A 19,471-nucleotide genomic window follows, 5' to 3' on the forward strand; every position below is an offset into this window, starting at 1 on the left:
ACTCCTGGTCTGCGGAAATAGTCACCACCATCCGACGACGCAGCCAACGGAAATGTCAGGCTCACACTTCGGGTCACTATTTCGTCGATTCGGTAGTGGACCGACCGAAGGAGCCGCAATGACCGATCCGCACCTGCGCGCGGTGATCAGCGAACGCCGTCAACTGATCAACCTCGCCTACCGCCTGCTCGGTTCGCTGGCCGAAGCCGAGGACGTGGTGCAGGAGACCTACGCGCGCTGGTATGCGCTGACCGAACAGCAGCGCCGAGGCATCACGACGCCTGCGGCCTGGTTGACGACGGTCGCAGGCCGCATCTGCCTCGACCTGCTCGGCTCGGCCCGCGCCAGGCGGGAACGCTATGTGGGCGAATGGATTCCGGAGCCGGTACCCGACCGCTCCGAATTCGGCGGCCACCGCTCCGCCGATCCCGCCGACCGCGTCACCCTCGACGAGTCGATCAGCATGGCCTTTCTCGTTGTCTTGGATTCGATGACGCCTGCCGAACGGGTGGCGTTCGTGCTGCACGACGTGTTCCGGTACTCCTTCATCGAGGTCGCCGAGATCGTCGGCCGCTCCCCGGCGGCCTGCCGTCAACTCGCGTCCTCCGCCCGCCGCCGTATCCGCAGTACACCGCAGCCGTCGAAGACCGAGCACGCGGCCGTGGTCAGAGACTTCAAACGAGCTTGGGAGACAAGCGATATCGAAGCTCTGATCGGCCTGCTCGATCCGCAGGCGATCGCCACGGCCGACAGCGGCGGCCTGGCACTGGCCTTCCGTGAACCGATCATCGGCGGCGCGCAGATCGCCACGGCCTGGCTCGCGATCGCCGCCCGCGCGGCCACGGTGGAGCTGCTCGAACGGACCGTCAACGGCCAACCGGGCCTGGTGGCCCTGGTCGACGACGCCATCGTGTCCGTCTACGCCTTCGACATCGCCGACGGTCGCATCACCCGCATCTGGGCGATCCGCAATCCCGAAAAGCTGCGCCGCTGGACCACATTGGACAGCTGAGCCGCGCGCCTGCTTGCCTATCGATTGCGTGTTCGCAGATCTCGGCTGCACCGATGAATATCGGGTGGACCCGTCGTCCATACCTCTGGATACACCGACATCGGTGGTTCAGACCAGGTGCAATGATCCGGACAATGCTCCGGACGGGTAACAGGAGGCGGAAGTGAGCGGTACCAGGGTGTTGGTGGCGGGAGCGAGCATCGCGGGGCCCGCGCTGGCGCACTGGCTGCGCAGGCGGGGAGCCGAGGTGACGGTGGTGGAGCGTGCCCCCGAGCTGCGTCCCGGCGGGCAGGCAGTGGACGCGCGCGGGATAGCCAAGGAAGTCATCCGGCGGATGGGCCTGGACGCGGAAGTGCGCGCAGCCTGCACCGATACCGCAGGCGCGCACACCGTTGACGCGGACGGCAAAGTGCTGGAGACCTACAGCGCCGAGGACAACGGCGGCGACGGGTACATCGCGGAGATCGAGATCCTGCGCGGGGACCTGTCCCAGGTGCTCTACGACGACACCCGCGACGGTGTCGAGTACCTCTTCGGCGACCGCATCGCGGACCTCACCCAGGACGCGGACGGGGTCGACGTGACCTTCGCAGGCGGCGACCGGCGGCGCTTCGACCTGGTCATCGGTGCGGACGGACTGCACTCGGCGCTGCGCGCGACGGTGTTCGGACCGCACGAACAGTTCATCCGCCATCTCGGGCTCGTGCTGGCTTTCTACAGCGTGCCCAACAAGTTCGGGCTGGACCGCTGGCTCCTCGACTACCAGGAGTCCGGGCGCTCGGCCGGCTTGCGACCCATCCAGGACGCAACCAGGGCGATGGCCATGTTTTCCTTCCCCGCAGCCGATTTCGATGTCGACTACCGCGACGTCGAGGCGCAGAAGCGCATGCTGCGCGAGCGGATGGACGGCTTCGGCTGGTTGACTTCCGACATCCTCGAGCACCTCGACGACGCCCCAGACTTCTACCTCGATCAAGTTGCCCAGGTAGTGATGGACCGCTGGTCGAGCGGACGGGTCGGGCTGCTCGGCGACGCGGCGTTCAGCGCGTCGCCGATGTCAGGGGCTGGCACCGGGTTGGCCCTGGTCGGCGCCTACCTGCTGGCCGGAGAACTGGCTGCTGCCGGATGGGACCCTGAGGCCGGGTTCGCGGCCTACGAGCAGCAGATGCGCTCGTTCGTCGAGGCCAACCAGGAGATCGGCCGGCTGCACGTGCTCAGCCGCGACACCGCCGGGCCGGACACCGAGCCGACCATCGATTTCGAGAGCCAAGAGTTCGCCGAACTGATCGAGCGCGCGATCAACGGCGTCGAGCTGCCCGACTACGCAGGAGTGCCGGACTCCGGAACCCGGGTCGGCCCGGGAGCCTAACCGGGCAGGAATGGGGCGCACCTGTCGGAGGTCTATGCGAACATATGTTCGTGTCCGGCACCTCCGCACCTCGCCCGCGGATACAAGCGCGGGCCGAAGCGTCGATCCTGCACGCGGACCTCGATTCGTTCTATGCCTCGGTCGAGCAGCGGGACAATCCGCGGCTACGAGGCAAGCCGGTCATCGTCGGCAGCGGGGTGGTGCTCGCGGCGAGTTACGAGGCGAAGGCCTTCGGGGTCCGCACGCCGATGAACGGTCGGCAGGCGCGCAGGTTGTGTCCGCATGCCATCGTGGTGCCGCCGCGGATGGCGGCGTATGCGGCCGCGAGCAAAGCGGTGTTCGAGGTCTTTCACGACACAACGCCGGTGGTGGAAGGCATTTCGATCGATGAGGCGTTCCTCGATGTCGGCGGTCTGCGCCGGATCGCCGGGGAACCGATCGGCATCGCCGAGCGCTTGCGGATCGCGGTGCGTGACCAGGTGGGCCTGCCGATCTCGGTGGGCATCGCCCGCACCAAGTTCCTGGCGAAAGTGGCCAGCGCCGTCGCGAAACCCGACGGTCTCCGCGTGGTCCCGCCCGACGGCGAGCTCGACTTCCTGCATCCGCTGCCGATCGAAAGACTGTGGGGCGTCGGCGAAGTCACCGCCCGCACGTTGCACGAGCACGGCATCACGAAGGTCGGTCAGCTCGCCGATCTCGGCGAAAGCCCGCTGCGCGCCATCCTCGGCCCCGGCGCGGCCCGCCACCTCTACGCCCTGTCGTGGGCCCGCGACCCACGCCGCGTCGAGACCGGCGTCCGCCGCCGCTCCATCGGCGCCCAGCGGGCCCTCGGTCGCGGCCCGCGCGAACCCGACGAGATCGAGGCCTACCTGCACGGCCTCACCGATCGCCTCGGCCGCAGGCTCCGCGCCGCCGACCGCATCTGCCGAACGGTGGTGCTGCGCATGCGTTTCGACGATTTCGCCCGCGCCACCCGCTCACACACCCTGACCGAGGCGACCGATCACACCGACACCATCCTGCACGCGGCCCGCACCCTGCTTGCCGCCGCGATGCCCACCATCCAGGAACGCGGCCTCACCCTGATCGGTCTGTCGCTCACCAACCTCGCCGACGCCGATCCCTTCCAGCTCACCCTCCCGTTCGAGCCTCGCGCCACGAATACCCTCGACGCCACCTTGGACGACCTGCGCCACCGTTTCGGCTCCGCCGCGGTCACCCGTGCCGCGCTGCTCCGTCGCGGCGAAGGCCTGTCCGTGCCTATGCTCCCGGACTGACTCAGGTCGTCGAGCCGTTGTTGCGCGCCTCGATCGCCTTGACGGTGTTCCGAAACGCCTTCTCCAGCACGCCTTTTCCGACCGTGCCGACCACGGCGCCCAGCAGCCGCCCCTTGAGGTTCTTCCCGTCTCGCACCACGACGACATCCACCTCGGTCGTCGCATCGGGCTTGCGCGTGAAGGTGTAGGTATGACTGGAGTGCCCACCCCAGGTGTTGGAGTCGGTGGTCGTCATGACCACCTGGTTCGGATCCGACCAGTCGTAGTGCAGACGCTCCCAGATCCCCCGCGAGCCCTCGGTGACATCGGCGTCCGCGACGCCGCGCGAGTGCACGACGAGGTAGTCATCGGTGCTGTTGCCGAACAGCTTTCCCCGGCCCGGCCCGAAATCGGTGAGCGCCGCGACGAACTGTTCGGGCGTCGCGGTCGTCGTCTCCTTGAAGTGGATGGTTGGCACGCCTACTCCTTCGATGCAGCGGAGGATCTCGCCCTCGCCGTCCGAGCGAAGATCAGCCGTCGAGCTGAGTGAAGAATGGTCGCCGGGAACAACCTCTTCGGTGCCGCGGCTTCTTCATGAGTATCGACCAGCCGGTGGACCCGGGTCGCCCAATCGAGCGGTATTCCTGAATCATTTTCACGTACAAGCTCGCGTCGAGATGCACCACCAAATACACCGGAATGCCCTCGTATGCGTACTCGGCGAGCTTGTCAACGGTATGCAAGATCAGCGTGAACGCTTCGGCCGCTTGTCCATCAGCCGCAGGATGAGCGGGGTGAAGATGAGCTGCATGGCCAGCTCCATCTTGCCGCCGGGGACGACGATGCAATTGGGGCGCGACATGAACGAGTCGTGCAGCATCGACAGCAGGTAGGGGAAGTCGATCACCTTCGGGTCGGCGAAGCGGATGACGACGAAACTCTCGTCGGCGGTCGGAATGCTGCGGGCGATGAACGGATTCGAGGTGTCCACGGTCGGCACCCGCTGGAAGTTGACGTAGGTGTGCGAGAACTGCGGGCAGATGTACTTCACGTAATCAGGCATGCGCCGCAGGATCGTGTCGATCACCGCCTCGCTGGAATACCCGCGTTCGGTCTTGTCCCTGATCACCTTCTGGATCCACTCGAGATTGACGATCGGCACCACCCCAACCAGCAGGTCCGCGTATTGCGCGACGTTCACGCTGTCGGTGACGGCCGCACCGTGCAGCCCTTCGTAGAACAGCAGATCGCTGCCGGGCGACAGGTCCTCCCACGGCGTGAAGGTGCCGGCGGGCTGCCCGTAGGGTTTGGCTTCGCGGTCGTCGTGCAGGTATTTCCGCACCGAACCCACCCCGGTCTCGCCGTAATCGCGAAACAGCGTCTCCAGCTCCTTGAGCAGGTTCGCTTCCTCCCCGAAGTGCGAGAAGGTGAGGTTGCGGTTCTGCTCCGCCTCGGCCATCGCGAGTTTCATCTCGTTGCGGTCGAAGCGATGAAACGAATCCCCCTCCACCACAACGGCATTGATGCCCTCGCGGCGGAATATCTCCTGAAAGGTCTTGGTCACGCTCGTGGTGCCTGCCCCGGAGGACCCGGTGATCGCGACGACGGGATGTTTGATCGACATGGCATCTCCTCGATTGCCGAAAAGGCTTCCGCAGCGGGAACTCAGTGCGGCGCAGGCCGAAACAGCGATCGCGACCCGAACAGCGAGCTGTCGAAGCTCGGTCCGGCCTCCGGCTCACTGTGGTAGCGCTCGATTCGTTCGACCTCGTTGCGCGAACCGAAGATCAACGGCACCTGGTGGTGCACGTGCTCGGGCGGCACCTCGAGCACCCGCTCGCCGCCGGTGGTGGCCCACCCACCGGCCTGCTCGACGATGTAGGCGATCGGATTCGCGCCGTACAGCAACGACACTCGGCCGGGTCGCACCGGCGGACGGTGGTCGTGCGGATACAGATACACCCCACCCCTGGTCAGAATGTGGAAGGTATCCGCGACCAGCGACGCCACCCAGCGCATGTTGAAATCACGCCCGCGCGGCCCTTCCACACCGTCGAGGCATTCGTGCACATACCGGCGCACCGGCCGCTCCCAGAACCGCTCGTTGGCGGCGTTGATCGCGAAACCCGATGTGTCCTCGGGGATTCGCATGCGTGGGTGGGTCAGCACGAACGCGCCGATCTCGCGGTCGAGCGTGAAACCGTCGACACCGCGACCGGTGGTGAGCACCAGCATCGTCGCAGGCCCGTAGAGCGTGAATCCGGCACACACCTGCCGCACACCCGGTTGCAGGAAGTCGTCGGCGATGGGCACGCCGTTGGGCCGATCCGGTGCCCGCAGCACACTGAATATCGTTCCGACAGGCAGGTTCACGTCGATGTTCGATGATCCGTCCAGCGGATCGAATGCCAGCAGATACTTGCCGCGCCGATGCACGTCGGGCACCGCGTGAATCGCGGCCATCTGCTCCGACAACAGCGCCGACAGGTGCCCCGTCCATTGGGTCTCGGCCACCATGATGTCGTTGGCGATGGCGTCGAGCTTGCGGTGCACTGTCGGCGGTAGATTGTCCGGCTCTGCGGCGCCGAGCGAGCCGACGATGGCCCCTCTGGTCACCTGGTTGGCGATGATTTTCGTCGCGGTGGCAACGACATTCACCAGGGCGGAGAACTCACCGGACGAACCGGGGTGCCGGTGCTCCTCCTCGATCGTGTAGCGGGTGAGCGTCTTCAGTCCTTCTGGCATGGGCGCCTCGATCTCGTTTTACGCTGGGGCCCGCGCGGTCGGTCCGTCCGGCGGTGCGATGTTCGACTGCTCCCCCGCGTGCGCCGACCCCACCGGCTCCCGTCCGCCCTGCTCGTCACCGAACACGCTGCTGCCGTACACATCACGGTCGGTCAGCGTCATCAGTTCGGGTTTGGCCAGCGGGCGGTGCAGCTCAACCAGGCGCTTGGCTTGCCGCAACCGGCACCGATCCAGCGCGTTGCGCACGCTGCGGGCGTTCGAGAATCGCGGCCGCGTCATCCGCCGCTCCAGATATTCGGCGAAGGCGGCGTGCCCGGCCTCGTCGAAGTGAAAGTTCTCCCGCGCCACCATGAGTTCGGCGATGCCGAGCAGTTCGGCGTGGGTGTAGTCGGCGAATTCCAGATGATGGGCGACGCGCGAGGACAGGCCGGGATTGGCGGCGAAGAAGCGTTCCATCCGGTCCGGATAGCCTGCGAAGATCACGACCAGGCTGGTGCGCTCACTTTCCATCTCCTGCAACAGGATTTCGATGACCTCCTGCCCGTAGTCCCGCTCGTTCTCCGGGCGGAACAGGTAGTAGGCCTCGTCGATGAACAGCACCCCGCCTGCCGCCTTGGCCAGCGCCTCCTTGGTCTTCGGCGCGGTGTGGCCGATGAACTGGCCGACCAGGTCGTCGCGAGTAACGGTGTGCACCTTGGGTTTCCGGATGTAGCCGAGTGCATGCAGCATTTCGGCCATGCGCAGCGCGACCGTGGTCTTGCCGGTGCCCGGCCCGCCGGTGAAGCTCATATGCATGGTCGGTCGGGTCGAGCTCAACCCGAAACGTTCACGCGCCCGGTCGATCAGCAGCAGGGCGGCGATCTCACGCACCCTGCGCTTCACATTCGCCAGGCCGACGAGCTCGGCGTCGAGCCTGCTCAACGTCTCCTCGACATCGTTGCCCGCGATGTCGGTGGACAGGTCGAGCAGTGCGTCGTCGGCCAAGGTCTCCGGCGCCTCCTCGGCGGGCTCGGGTCGCACCGGCCTGCCGTCGCCGGTGCCTGGCCGGTGTAGTCGGAAACCGTTGGGCTCAGCCGCCATACCGCTGCCCCCGGCGGCTTTCGGTGGCATAGGAGTGGAAGCCGTACTTCTGCTGACGGTCCGGTCCCTCGAGCCGGGTCAGCAGGAATCCCGGTTCGTCGGCCGGGCGCTGCACCAGGAAGCTCAGCGCTGTCGTCTGCCTGGTGTAGCGCGCGTCGTAGGCGAGCACTCGGACGTAGTGGCGGGGAAAAGTCGACCGGCAAGCGTTGATCTCGGCGAGCACACCGTCCGGCTCGTCCAGATCGAACAACGGCAGCCCCCACATCTCCCAGTAGGCGTTGCGCGGGTGCGGATCGTCGGTGTATTCGATCGACACCGGCCAGCTGTTGAGCAGCGCGTACCGCACCTGCGCGGCGATCTCCGCATCGGTGAATTCGGGCAGGTACGAGAAGGTTCCGTGACGCAGGTACATATCGGCTCCAGTCGGGTCAGCGGGTCGCCGTCGGCACCGCATCGGGTGCGTCGGTGGAGGTGTACTCGAAGGTGACATCACCCCAGGTCGCGAGCGCGACCTCGAGCGGACGGCAGATCTCGGCCGCCTTGCGCAGCACGTCGGGACCTTCCTTCAGCAGATCGCGACCCTCGTTGCGCGCCTTCACCACCGCCTCCAGCGCTACCCGGTTGGCCTCCGCGCCTGCGGCGATACCGAGCGGATGCCCGATGGTGCCGCCACCGAACTGCAACACCACGTCGTCGCTGAAAAGGTCGAGCAGTTGGTGCATCTGGCCTGCGTGGATGCCGCCGGACGCGACCGGCATCACACCGGGCAGACTCGCCCAATCCTGGTCGAAGAAGATGCCGTTGCCGAGATTTTCCGGAATGTGGTTCTCCCGCAATGTGTCATAGAAGCCGCGGGTGGTCGCCGGATCGCCCTCCAGCTTGCCGACGACGGTGCCTGCGTGCAGATGGTCGACGCCGATCAGCCTGCACCACTTGGCCAGCACCCGGAAGCTGACGCCGTGCGTCTTCTGCCTGGTGAAGGTGCCGTGGCCGGCTCGGTGCAGGTGCAGCAGCAGGCCGTTGCGCCGTGCCCAGTGCGACATCGACTGCATCGCCGTGTAGCCGACGGTGAGGTCCATCATGATCACGACACTGCCGAGTTCCTTGGCGAACTCGGCCCGCTCGTACATGTCCTCCATGCTCGCCGCGGTCACGTTCAAGTAGTGTCCCTTGATCTCACCGGTGTCGGCGATCGCGCGGTTCACACCCTCCATGGCGAACAGATAGCGGTCGCGCCAGCGCATGAACGGCTGCGAGTTGATGTTCTCGTCGTCCTTGGTGAAATCCAGGCCGCCCTTACATGCCTCATAAACAACACGGCCGTAATTGCGCGCCGACAGACCGAGTTTCGGCTTCACCGTCGCGCCGAGCAAGGGCCTGCCGTATTTGTTCAGATATTCGCGTTCCATCACCGTCCCGTGCGGCGGGCCCTGGAATGTCTTCACATAGGCCACCGGGATGCGCATGTCCTCCAGGCGCAAGGCCAGCAGCGGTTTGAACCCGAAGACGTTGCCGATGATCGAGGACGTCAGGTTGGTGATCGAGCCCTCTTCGAAGAGGTCGAGATCGTAAGCGATGTAGGCGAAGTACTCCCCCTGCCTGCCCGGCACCTCGACGATCCGGTAGCACTTGGCCTGGTACTTCGAGTGCGCGGTCAATCGGTCGGTCCACACCACCGTCCAGGTGGCCGTTGAGGATTCGCCTGCGACGGCGGCGGCCGCCTCGATCGGATCGACCCCCGGCTGCGGGGTGACCCGGAATACCGCGAGCACATCGGTATCCGACGGCTGATAGTCCGGCGCGTAATATCCCATCGACGCATACGATTGAACACCCGGATCCCACCGGTCCCGCTCGGTCGCTTCGGCCATCGTTCCTCCTGGCGGTCGGTACTGCGGGACGCTCGAACCCGGGTCGGGTTGTGCGCCTTGCGAATTCCAGAATGACGGCAGCGTTCACAACAAACAATTTGATTGTTCCTGCGAAAGGACAAGGAAAGAGTCAGGTTTCGCGGAGTCGTCGACCGGGTATATGGGGGTGCTCGCGGCGGAAAACTTCCGAAACCGCCACGAGCACCCCGGAGCGCGCACCACCCCGGGGTGCTCGAGCGCGGCGCGGAAGGGGGTTCAACGCGCCGCGGTCGGATGGACCCTTTACAGCAGCGATGTTTCCACAGATCAGCGACCTGGCTGCGCCACCAATTCCTATGGCACCAGAGTCGCGGTCGAAGTTTTGCTACCGTCGGCAGATGGGAGCGGTCAGCGCGGCCAGAATGGAAACTTTCCTGGTGGTCGCACGGTTGAGCAGCATCCGGCGCGCCGCAACCCAGCTGCACATCACCGAGGCCGCCGTGTCCGCGGCCGTCGCGCACATCGAAAAACAGTTGGGCGCCAAGCTGATCACCAAATCCGGGCGCGGCATCGCACTCACCGAGGCGGGGCGCGTCTACGCCGACTACTGCCGCAGCATTCTCGGGCTGATGAAGGAAGCACACGCCGCGGTGCAACAGGCCGAAACCGGGCGATTACGTATCGGGGTCGTCGCCACTGCGGGCGAGTACGTGCTCCTGCGGCCCCTCGCCTCGTTCCGCAACCGCTACCCCGATATCGAACTGAGCCTGTCCGTCCATCCCCGCGACGTCCTGTTCCTCGAATTACAGCACCACGAAACAGATCTCGTCATCGCGGGCCGCCCGCCCCGCAACACCGGGCTCGTCATCCGCGCTCGCCGTCCCAGCCAACTCGTCGTCGTCGGCGCCGTCGAACACCGCCCCGACCCGCTCCGCACCACCTGGTTGCTGCGCGGCCGCGGCTCCGGCACCCGCGACGCCACCCTCTCCCTGCTCGACCACCTCGACATCACCCCACCCACCCTCACGCTCGGCAGCCACGGCGCTGTCCTCGCCGCCGTGCGGGAAGGTCTCGGGGTCACTCTCATTCACAGCGACGCCATCTCCCATGACCTCGAATCCGGTGTACTCCAACTACTCCCGGTCACCGGCACCCCGATGGATCGCCCGTGGCATGCCATCACCACCCGCACACCCACCCCCTCCACCCGCCTGTTCCTCACCCACATCTGCGACCCCGCCGAAGTAGGGCCCGACGCGTTCCACCCCGCCTGAACCCCGCCCCGACCTCCTCGGCTGCGTCAGTTTTTCGGGATGATGTAGTTGCCGCTGCCAGAGTAAGTGTGCCCACCGCCGGCGGGGCAGCGATTTGTCCCCGCCCCTCCGGCGTGCCACAGGCCTTCACACTGCAAACACCAGCGCCAGTTGTCCTGGCCCCCGCCGTTGGGGCTGTAGCTGAGCAGGTAGTTGCCGCTCCCCCAGGGAGTGTGCGCTCCGCCCGCCGGGCAGACGCCGTTCGAGGGGTGTCCGTTGTACCAGAGACCCTCACACGTGCGGCACCAGCGCCAATCGTCCTGCCCGCCACCGCCGTCGGAGCTGTACTTGAGCGTGTAGATGCCGCTGTGTACGCCGCGGTGTCCGAGACTGTTGCCAGGACAGGTGCCGTAGGTGTCGTGTCTGCCGTACCACAAGCCCGAGCAAAGGTTGCACCAGAGCCAGCCGTCCTGGGCAGCCTGCGCCGTACCGGTCCCGCCGAGGACCACGGCGCCGGCCAGGGCTACCGCCCCCGAAGCACCGATTCCACGAAGCATCGCCCTCCGGGACACCTCAGGTGTGCCGTCATTATTCGACATGAGTTCCTCCATGTGTGAATCACGATCGTGGCGCTGTCTGCGCCAGGCAGAGCTGACTCTGTTCAGGACGAGGCTTCATTGAACGCAGGGCCCCCTCCGACGCGGTCAGGACATCGGTCGTCGCAACCCGTTGCCGCCCAAGGCTTCTCGATCCCGATGCCGAAAGGCTATCGGCACAAAGCAGCCCGGCACAGCCAGGGAACCCGGTGCCCCGACTCCTCGGGTGGCCGCGAATCAGCTCGGAGACAGCGAGATTCCATCGCCGAGGCGACGCGACCGTAGCGGAGGTTGACCCCTATTGCAGCAGCATGAGTCAAAAGCAGGTTTCCTCCGTCAAATCGCCTACGAGAAGCGCAAGTGGTGCCGATACGCAGCGAGGGGCGGATCTCGAGACCTCGGACGGAGTCAGCCACGGAGGCGAAGGGCCCGCAATCCCAGAATGCGGGATTGAGTGGGTGGTTTCGCACCGAGTGGGAACTGGTGGCGGGGGCTTCTCGGGCGATGCCGCCACCAGTTCCCAGTGATCAACCGACCAACTCTAGAAACCGCCAAACCCGACCCGCATCGTTCCTGCCGAAGGCGCCGATGCGGCGCTCGACTGGGCGGCGGGAAATAGGGTGGACGGGGTTAGGTCCGGGTTGCTAGCGTCCTCCAGACCGTGACAACACGCCAGGAGGTGAGACCCATGAACGCAACAACTATGTGGGTGCCCCCACTCGTGTGCACGGTCGGGCGATTGACGTAGGTGTCGCCGGGAGCGCCTGAACCAGGCGATCCCGAAGGGCAACACCATGCAATTCACCTCTGAATCATCGACGGGTTCTCCGTCGTCGAACACTTCCCCCGACGTCGATGTGATCATCGCCGGATGCGGGCCGACCGGCGCCATGCTGGCCGCCGAACTCCGGTTGCACGACGTGCGAGTCCTCGTGCTGGAGAAGGAAACCGAGCCGACCTCGCTCGTCCGCATCGTCGGTCTGCATATTCGCAGTCTCGAGCTGATGGCGATGCGCGGACTGCTCGATCGTCTGCTCGAACGCGGGAGACAACGTCCGGCGGCAGGTTTCTTCGCCGCCATCGCCAAACCCGTACCCGAGGGCCTCGATTCCGCGCACGCCTATCTGCTCGGCCTTCCGCAACCTGTCATCGATCAAGTGCTCGCAGAACATGCGCTCGCGCTAGGCGCGCAGGTCCGACGCGGTTGTGCGGTGGTCGGTTTCGAGCAGGACGACACGGGGGTGAGCGTCGAGCTCGCTGCCGGGGAACGCCTGCGGTCGCGGTACCTCATCGGCTGTGACGGCGCGCGCAGTACCGTGCGCAAACTGCTCGGCATCGGTTTCCCCGGCGAGCCCTCGCGAACCGAGACGCTGATGGGTGAGCTGAAAGTGGGTGTGCCGCAGGCGGAAATCGCCGCCAAAGTCGCCGAAATACGCGAGACCAACAAGGTATTCAGTCTCGCGCCCTTCGGCGCAGAGGTCTACCGTGTCGTCGTCCCTGCCGCGGGAGCAGGTGCGGAACCACCCGACCTCGACGACTTCAAACAAGGGTTGCGCGCCGTCGCAGGAACCGATTTCGGCGTGCATTCCCCGCGCTGGCTGTCCCGCTTCGGCGACGCCACCCGGCTGGTCGAGCACTATCGGGTCGGACGGGTGCTGCTGGCAGGCGATGCGGCGCACATCCATCCGCCCACCGGCGGTCAGGGCCTGAATCTCGGCGTTCAGGACGCAGTCAATCTCGGCTGGAAGCTGGCCGCGCAGATCCGCGGCTGGGCACCGGACACCTTGCTGGACACCTACCACGCCGAACGCCATCCGGTCGCCGCTGACGTACTGGACAACACCCGCGCGCAGATGGAATTGCAGTCCACCGAACCCGGCCCGCAGGCCGTGCGCAGGCTGCTCACCGAACTGATGGACTTCAACGAGGTGAACCGCTACCTGATCGAGAAGATCACCGCGATCGGCATCCGCTACGACTTCGGTGCAGGCCCCGACCTGCTCGGCCGCCGCCTGCCCGACATCGACCTGAAACAGGGCAGCCTCTACGACCGGCTGCGTCGCGGCCGCGGCCTCGTCCTCGACCGCACCGAACGCCTCACCGCCGACGGCTGGTCGGATCGGGTCGATCACATCGCGGATCCGACTGCGGCACTGGATGTTCCGGCCGTCCTGCTACGACCCGACGGCCACGTAGCCTGGATCGGCGAGCACCAGCACGACCTGAACGACCACCTCGCCCGCTGGTTCGGCAAGCCCGCCAACTGATTTCACCCGAATACCCGAGACGGGCGAATGGGTCCGTCTCGGGTCGAGATCAGGGGCCGCAGGCAACGAAGCCGTCATTCAGGGAATCGCACCGGCGCTTTCGCCCGCGGTCGGGAAATGGTGCACGAGCGTGTCCGGCCCTGGCGACATGAGGGTGTCGTGGCCGTCCTCGAACCGCACCCGATAGGGTGGCGTGCCGTTGGGGCCGAACACCTCGATGACTTCAGCCTGTCGATCCTGTTGGCCGGCAATGTGACCGCGCAGGAGTAGTCGGTCACCCACTGATGCTTGCACGAGTAGCCTCCTCGTCCCCCGGAGCGCTGATCTGTCGAGTGAAAACGGTACGACTCGCATGGTGTAGTTCGGCCGTTTTCGGCCACTGTTCGCACACTCGACACACCAAGCACCCCAACGAAACCCGACCGACCTGCGGCGCGCTGACAAGCGATTGTGCGACACCACAAACGCGGTGGCGCGATCAAGACTCCGAATTCGGCAAATCTGCACCGGCATCGCCACTTCGAGGCGGCGATTGCCGAACTTTCTTCTTCGCGCCGGGTCGCGATACGCCCTCGACGGCGAGGCAGATTCCGAAGACTCTGTCGTGGTTGGTCCAGCCGTTGACTCGGCCCCGGTTGTTGCTGATCTGCACTCGTCCTCGGGAGACGTCCAGCGCCGAGATCAGATGGAGGTAGACGGTTCCCGCGACTTTCGCCAGGACGATATCGCCGACCTCGAGTTTCGTCGGATCCACCGGCGCGACGGTAACCAAGTCTCGGCTGTGGATCAGCGGTACCATGGAGGAGCCCGTCGACCGGAACTCCACGAGACCGCCCGCGGCGACCCTGGCCGCAACAACATCCATCTTCCCCACGGACGACAGCATGCGCGAGCCCTCGAAATGATGTCCATGGAATTTCTCCGACCCCCTGGCGGTTCGTCGGAACTCTCGCGCCCGCGGTGAATCTCGAGCCCCGGAGGTTCGGAAAAACTTTGCGGGCAGCGATGAGTTCTGTGACGGTGCTCCGTCCTATCTGGTGAACGCGCTACCAACCCGGCGCGACCGACCAGAAGGACCAGCAATGACCACCGCCAACCCCACCGCCCACTTCGCCGACGACGCCGCCTACCGCCCTGGCAAGATCCGCAACCGCGTCCTGTGGACCCTGCAGATCGTGCTCGGCCTGTTCTTCGTCATCGCCTCCGGCGGACCCAAGCTCGTCATCCCGAACACCTTGATGGACAACGCCCCCGAAAACCTGACCATCCCCCTCGGGCTGCTCATCTTCATCGGCGTCGTCGAGGTCGCAGGCGGCATCGGGCTGATGGTGCCACGACTCAGCGCCCTGGCCGCAGCAGGACTGTCGGTCCTGACCGTGCTCGCCGCAGCCACCCAGGCCTTCATCGCCGACAAGCCCGCGATGGGAATCTTCCCGCTGGTACTCGCGGTGATCTTCGCCTGGATCGCCTACGAACGCCGCGCCACCCTCACCGACCTGCGCAACACGCTCTCGCGATGACACACCGCTGAGCACGACCGGCGATCGGTGGCCAACCCACCGATCGCCACTCGTGCGTGTACCGGATCGATCGCTTGTCGGGGTTGGCGGCGATCGATCCCAGCGAGCGCGGCGACGAAAGATGGTTGTTCCCACTGGCGGTGGTGATGGCAGGATGAGATTCATGATCGAAAGAATCGAGTCCGTCGTCCGCCGATGAGCGAGACACCCGAGCGAGAAGCGCTCGGATCCCGGATTGCCCTGTTCGACCATGCCCTTCGGCTACGCCGCGCGAATCCCGGCTCGCCACTTCCGGACGGCGGTTGTCCGTTCCCCGACGACGAGCGACATCCCGCGGGTCGGGGCATGACGATGCCGGAGCACGGGCCCCGCGCGGGCGCCGCGGCCGCCGCCGTGCTCGACACCCATTTCGCCAGACCGACGGCGGACCCCAGCGAGTTGGCCGAGGCGTTTCACGACGTATATGTGCCGATCCATCACAACGTACACATCGAGGCTGCCGCAGGTCGAGCCGATCCGGTGCGGGTCAGGAGGACCGGCCGGTGGCTCGTGCGGAACGCGAGTGATCGGTGCGCGGTCCGCATCGGACTTGCCTTGCTGGCCACCAGCTTCAAGAGGAAGGACATGTCGCTGATCCGAACGATCGGGCTGCTGGACAATTTCGGCGCACTCGCCACGCACGCCCTCGATCGGCGGCTCGGCGGGTCCGCAGCACAGCTGTGGCTGGCCGCTCGGGTGACAGGCTGGGATCGGGTCTATGTCATCGAATCCCTGTGCAGGTCGCCCAGTGCAGCGGAGCGCTCTTGGTTGCTGCGCCATGGCCTCGGCGGTGACTATCTCGACCGGTACATCGCAGGCAAGATCGCCACCGCCACCTACCTGCACACCGCATTGACCGAGTCCGACCCGGACGACGAGCTGATCGACCACACCGGCAGCGTGCTGTTGCTCATGACGGACAGCAAGGGCATGGGACAGACGCTCGGGTCCTATCCCCCCGCCGGGGCGGTGCTCGAGGCGTATGCCGAGCAGGTCGGCCGACTGGCACCGACAGTGGAGCGGTACTACCTCGCCGCGATGCTGGCGAGCTACGTAGATCAGGCGGAGAGTGAACACGCGAATTGGGTGATCGGTCGGCGCGAGCGAATCCGAGATGCCTTCCTGTCCCTGCTCAATCGACCAGACTGGACCGACGTCGCCCGTGCTGCGCTGACGGACGGTGACCGTCGAATCGCCTTTCTGGCCGAAGAACTCGCACCGCGATTTCCGTTGCAAGTCTTCGCCGATCCTCCCGCAACGGACGCTCGGTAGGTCGCCCTCCTCATGGGCGGCAACCGAACTCGCATTGCAGCCGGTCATCGGGCTGACGCGGGCGACGGAAACCGATTGGTAGGTCATCGATTTCGGAGAAAGTAGGCCGATACTCGCGTGTCGCCTTTCTGCTGCGCCGACACTGACAGTGTGCGGCGCTAACGACGCATTCGTCCGTTCCTCGGGGAGATGATCGACATGGTCCGGAAATCAGCCGTCACCGGTTTCGCTCTGGCTGCGCTGGCGGCGCTGCTGTGGACCGCGCCAGATGCTTCGGCCTACGTCACCAGCGTGACGGTGTCCTCTGCGAGCAGCATCGATCTCGGCGGCGGCAAACACGGGACCACCTGCGCGTACACCGTCACGGTCACCGGCAGCGCGAACGAATACGTGTGGCTCTACGACAGCAACGCCGCCACCTTCGGCACGCCACAGTTCTCGCTGGGTGCTACCGGTACCGGCACCTCGACCTGGACGCCAACCGCGACGGGCACGCACTACGTGCAGGCATGGTCCTACAACGGATCACAATGGGCGGTAATCGAAGTGGGCACCGGCGTCAACCTCGGCAGCGCGTGCGTGGTGCGTTGACAGCAGCATTCCGGTTCTCGTCTAGTCGCTTCGCGCTCGGTCGACGGCCGCGCGGAATGCGTCGGCGTCGTCGACGCTGACGATGATCGCGCGGGCGACGACTCGACGCCAGCCCTGGGTGCGGGCGGGGACTTCCTCGGTGAGGTCGATGTGGACGAGCGCGGAAGCCGAAGAGCGAACGAGCAATAGGGTCGCCGAGTCGGCGTCGAAATCCAGACCGGTTTGGGCGGGTTGACGCGCAGTCGGGTGATAGGTGGCGGTGTCGCGGATGACGCGCAGCGGGATATCGATGCCGGCGAGCCAGCCGAACCGCAGCCGCAGCCGTTCCCGGTCCAACCGATGGGAACTCCAGAGGGGCGACGCCATCGCGACAAGCAGTGCAGCGGTAGGTATTCCGAAGACGAGATCGACGGCCAGGGCGGCGAGCGGTGGCGCGTAGGCGCCGACCACCAGGTGGAGGACGCCCACTTCCAGCACACCGAGGACGCTCACGCCCGCGAGCAGAGCCGCCCACGCACCTCGGCGACCGGCGCCGAAACGCGTGATCGCTGTCATGCGACCGAGCGTAGTAGACCCGAGAGAATTTACAGCTGACCGTGTTGAGAGTCGAACGTGACGACGCGACTGCCCAGTTGAACCTGCGCGCCGGGGGTCAGTTTGACGGGGTGGCCCGGGATCGCGCGGGTCCAGTCCTGATGGGCGGGTTGGCGGACATGGGTGCCGTTGGTGGACCCGCCGTCGACGACCGTGACATCCCAATCGATGAGCCGGATTTCGGCATGGGCGCGCGACATGCCACCGGATCGGTCTTCGAGACGGACGGGCCGGGCGCCGCGCGAGACGACCGCTTCGGCATGTTCGGGTTCGCGGCCGAGGACACAGTCGTTGTCGAGGACGAAGGAGGTGCCGTCGTCCAGCAGCAGCACCCCGAGCGGTGGGCGGACACCGTCGGTGAGGACACAGGTGAGCTGGTCCATGCGGATACCGCAGACCGCGCAGAAGGAGACTCGCGGATCGTTGAGATGGTCACGGGCGCACTTGAATCCCTTGATCACCACGCCCGGGCCTGGCTCGGGCGGGTCGGTGTCGAGGATGCGGGAGGTCAGCGCCGAGGCGATCCTGGTTTCATCCAGATCGACAGGCGTGCGGGCTTCGTCGGCGGGTGGCCGATAGTCGTGGTCCGGCGCGAATTCGTGCACGCTGGCCAGCGGGCCGGAATCGCTGGGACGGTCCGAGGGTTGTTCGGTGCCGGGATACGGCGTTTCCTGCGGCTGCGGTCCGGTATGCGATGCGGGAGTCGGGCGCGGCGAACCCGCAGCAGGCCCGTGCGGCGGCGCTGCGCTCGCGTGCGGCATGCTTTCGGCAGGCGTCACGCTCGGACTGCGTGCCGGAACGTCTTCCGCAGCACTCTCAGCCGATGTCTTCGACACGACGACGCGCGCCGGGGGCACATCCACGACCGGCCTCGGCCCCGAAACAGGTGACGCGACAGGCACCTCGGCGGGCTCCGGTCGCGACACCACCGGCGCACTCCCCGACCCTGCGTCGAGCATCGTTGCCGCATAAGACGATTCATCACTCTTGCGCAGATCCAGCGCAGGCTCCGACGCAGGCTGCGACTCCGCGACCGGCGATTCGACCGGCGAAACGTCAGCCCCCGCGAACCACAACACCGCCCCGGCCCCTGGCACCGTCCCATCCCCCAACCCGAAAACCCCACGCGCGGGCAACGTTTCCACCTCGCGCCCCACCTCGTCGACGAACAACCCGGCCCCGACCTCCGGCCCGGGCATCACCACCCGATCAACGGTGAACCCCGCCTCCCGCCCCCGCAACACCTGCGACCGCTCCGCCCCCGCAAGCACCGCCGACACCCCACCGTGCAGGAACACCGCGATCCCACTGTCCCCCGGCGTGATCACCCCGAACTCGACCGCGTCCTCGTCCCCGTTCGCCAACCCCATCAACCAGTTGGTGGCCAACCGCGCCACCGTCCGCCCGCTGCGCCGCGGCTCGTTGGACGCCGCCTGCCCCACGATGTCCAGCAACGCCGTCATCGTGCGCGCCGCGATCGAATCCGCCGTCACCGCGGTCTCGAGCCGATGCGCGACCACCACGATCACACCGCCGGATCCGGCAACCAGGTGCCGTCCGGCCAGTACTTCGATCTGTCTGCTCACAAGAACCTGCCACCTTGAAAACGCCACCGATGAAACACCACCCGCATCGGCCCGTTCACGATGAGCCAGAACACGATCCAGGTGAGGATGAACTGAATGAGAAACGCGGTCAGCGACGGACGCAGCGTCTCGGGCAGCACAATGGTCGTCGTGCGCACGAGCACCCACATGAGCGCCCCCTCGTTGACCATGGTGAGCAGACCGAACAGGGTTGGCCAGTCCTTTTCCCAGCGAAACTGTTGTAGAAAATGGTAGAGCAACTCCCACAGCACGCCGACCAGAACGGTGGCCAGCAGGATCGACAATGTGACCCGATAGGCCTGGCCGAGACTCAGCGATCCGGTCGGGAGGAACGGCGTGATGATCAGTGCGACAAAGCAGCCGATCACGCCGAGCGCGAGCACACGGGTCTGGATTCGCCCGTTCAAGGTAGGAAGCATC

20 protein-coding genes are annotated in these 19,471 nt (G+C 66.0%); 8 read left to right on the top strand and 12 right to left on the bottom strand.

Going from position 1 to position 19,471, the window contains the following annotated elements; translation table 11 throughout:
- Positions 1-118 precede the first annotated feature (118 nt).
- The 3 genes from sigJ (at position 119) to dinB (ending at position 3,658) form a co-directional block, all read left to right on the top strand.
- Complete coding sequence (gene sigJ / locus NA11_RS07965) at positions 119-1,012, top strand: RNA polymerase sigma factor SigJ (RefSeq protein WP_069161120.1); 894 nt, start codon at positions 119-121, stop codon at positions 1,010-1,012.
- A gap of 163 nt (positions 1,013-1,175) precedes the next feature.
- Positions 1,176-2,381, top strand: coding sequence for an FAD-dependent monooxygenase (locus NA11_RS07970; protein WP_069161121.1), 1,206 nt, complete (start codon positions 1,176-1,178; stop codon positions 2,379-2,381).
- 44 nt (positions 2,382-2,425) lie between these two features.
- Complete coding sequence (gene dinB / locus NA11_RS07975) at positions 2,426-3,658, top strand: DNA polymerase IV (RefSeq protein ID WP_069161122.1); 1,233 nt, start codon at positions 2,426-2,428, stop codon at positions 3,656-3,658.
- Position 3,659: 1 nt separating this feature from the next.
- Here the strand turns inward: dinB and NA11_RS07980 are convergent, their stop codons facing one another.
- From NA11_RS07980 to NA11_RS08010, 6 genes are all read right to left on the bottom strand, one after another.
- Positions 3,660-4,115: a hypothetical protein gene (locus tag NA11_RS07980; RefSeq protein WP_069161123.1), complete on the bottom strand. Its 456-nt coding sequence runs from the start codon at positions 4,113-4,115 to the stop codon at positions 3,660-3,662.
- Between the two features lie 267 nt (positions 4,116-4,382).
- Positions 4,383-5,261 carry a phosphoribulokinase gene (locus NA11_RS07990; protein ID WP_069161125.1) on the bottom strand — a complete coding sequence of 293 codons (879 nt, stop codon included), beginning with the start codon at positions 5,259-5,261 and terminating at the stop codon, positions 4,383-4,385.
- Positions 5,262-5,302: 41 nt separating this feature from the next.
- On the bottom strand, positions 5,303-6,382 hold the full coding sequence (locus NA11_RS07995; protein ID WP_069161126.1) for a class 1 fructose-bisphosphatase: 1,080 nt from the start codon (positions 6,380-6,382) through the stop codon (positions 5,303-5,305).
- 18 nt (positions 6,383-6,400) lie between these two features.
- Complete coding sequence (locus tag NA11_RS08000) at positions 6,401-7,462, bottom strand: AAA family ATPase (protein ID WP_084654331.1); 1,062 nt, start codon at positions 7,460-7,462, stop codon at positions 6,401-6,403.
- Positions 7,452-7,874 carry a ribulose bisphosphate carboxylase small subunit gene (locus NA11_RS08005; protein WP_069161127.1) on the bottom strand — a complete coding sequence of 141 codons (423 nt, stop codon included), beginning with the start codon at positions 7,872-7,874 and terminating at the stop codon, positions 7,452-7,454. Before NA11_RS08005 ends, NA11_RS08000 begins: the two co-directional genes overlap by 11 nt.
- A gap of 16 nt (positions 7,875-7,890) precedes the next feature.
- Positions 7,891-9,333: a form I ribulose bisphosphate carboxylase large subunit gene (locus NA11_RS08010; RefSeq protein ID WP_069161128.1), complete on the bottom strand. Its 1,443-nt coding sequence runs from the start codon at positions 9,331-9,333 to the stop codon at positions 7,891-7,893.
- A 377-nt stretch (positions 9,334-9,710) separates the two neighbouring features.
- On the opposite strand from NA11_RS08010, the gene NA11_RS08015 reads away from it, so the two are divergent.
- Positions 9,711-10,586 carry a LysR family transcriptional regulator gene (locus tag NA11_RS08015; RefSeq protein WP_245745771.1) on the top strand — a complete coding sequence of 292 codons (876 nt, stop codon included), beginning with the start codon at positions 9,711-9,713 and terminating at the stop codon, positions 10,584-10,586.
- A 26-nt stretch (positions 10,587-10,612) separates the two neighbouring features.
- Here the strand turns inward: NA11_RS08015 and NA11_RS45535 are convergent, their stop codons facing one another.
- Complete coding sequence (locus tag NA11_RS45535; RefSeq protein ID WP_167837594.1) at positions 10,613-11,164, bottom strand: hypothetical protein; 552 nt, start codon at positions 11,162-11,164, stop codon at positions 10,613-10,615.
- Between the two features lie 791 nt (positions 11,165-11,955).
- On the opposite strand from NA11_RS45535, the gene rox reads away from it, so the two are divergent.
- Entirely contained in the window at positions 11,956-13,428 is a 1,473-nt protein-coding gene (rox, locus tag NA11_RS08025) for a rifampin monooxygenase (RefSeq protein WP_069161130.1), read from the top strand.
- A 78-nt stretch (positions 13,429-13,506) separates the two neighbouring features.
- Here the strand turns inward: rox and NA11_RS08030 are convergent, their stop codons facing one another.
- Both NA11_RS08030 and NA11_RS08035 read right to left on the bottom strand, forming a co-directional pair.
- Positions 13,507-13,722 carry a DUF1918 domain-containing protein gene (locus tag NA11_RS08030; protein ID WP_069161131.1) on the bottom strand — a complete coding sequence of 72 codons (216 nt, stop codon included), beginning with the start codon at positions 13,720-13,722 and terminating at the stop codon, positions 13,507-13,509.
- A gap of 184 nt (positions 13,723-13,906) precedes the next feature.
- Positions 13,907-14,302, bottom strand: a complete 396-nt coding sequence (locus tag NA11_RS08035; RefSeq protein ID WP_069161218.1) for a S24/S26 family peptidase — start codon at positions 14,300-14,302, stop codon at positions 13,907-13,909.
- A 208-nt stretch (positions 14,303-14,510) separates the two neighbouring features.
- Here NA11_RS08035 and NA11_RS08040 point away from each other — a divergent pair, with 208 nt between their 5' ends.
- From NA11_RS08040 to NA11_RS08050, 3 genes are all read left to right on the top strand, one after another.
- On the top strand, positions 14,511-14,948 hold the full coding sequence (locus NA11_RS08040; RefSeq protein ID WP_069161132.1) for a DoxX family protein: 438 nt from the start codon (positions 14,511-14,513) through the stop codon (positions 14,946-14,948).
- 195 nt (positions 14,949-15,143) lie between these two features.
- On the top strand, positions 15,144-16,259 hold the full coding sequence (locus NA11_RS08045; protein WP_084654333.1) for a hypothetical protein: 1,116 nt from the start codon (positions 15,144-15,146) through the stop codon (positions 16,257-16,259).
- Between the two features lie 198 nt (positions 16,260-16,457).
- Entirely contained in the window at positions 16,458-16,850 is a 393-nt protein-coding gene (locus NA11_RS08050) for a hypothetical protein (RefSeq protein ID WP_141717471.1), read from the top strand.
- Positions 16,851-16,871: 21 nt separating this feature from the next.
- On the opposite strand, the gene NA11_RS08055 is transcribed toward NA11_RS08050, so the two are convergent.
- The 3 genes from NA11_RS08055 to NA11_RS08065 are packed head-to-tail and all read right to left on the bottom strand — an operon-like array spanning position 16,872 to position 19,470.
- The gene (locus tag NA11_RS08055) at positions 16,872-17,405 is read right to left on the bottom strand and encodes a hypothetical protein (RefSeq protein WP_069161134.1); all 534 of its coding nucleotides are present in this window, start codon (positions 17,403-17,405) and stop codon (positions 16,872-16,874) included.
- 29 nt (positions 17,406-17,434) lie between these two features.
- On the bottom strand, positions 17,435-19,030 hold the full coding sequence (locus tag NA11_RS08060; protein WP_069161135.1) for an FHA domain-containing protein: 1,596 nt from the start codon (positions 19,028-19,030) through the stop codon (positions 17,435-17,437).
- Positions 19,027-19,470: a hypothetical protein gene (locus tag NA11_RS08065; protein ID WP_069161136.1), complete on the bottom strand. Its 444-nt coding sequence runs from the start codon at positions 19,468-19,470 to the stop codon at positions 19,027-19,029. Before NA11_RS08065 ends, NA11_RS08060 begins: the two co-directional genes overlap by 4 nt.
- Position 19,471: the final 1 nt, after the last annotated feature.

It is taken from the genome of Nocardia altamirensis NBRC 108246 (assembly GCF_001612685.1).
In the GTDB taxonomy this organism is placed as follows: Bacteria; Actinomycetota; Actinomycetes; order Mycobacteriales; family Mycobacteriaceae; genus Nocardia; species Nocardia altamirensis.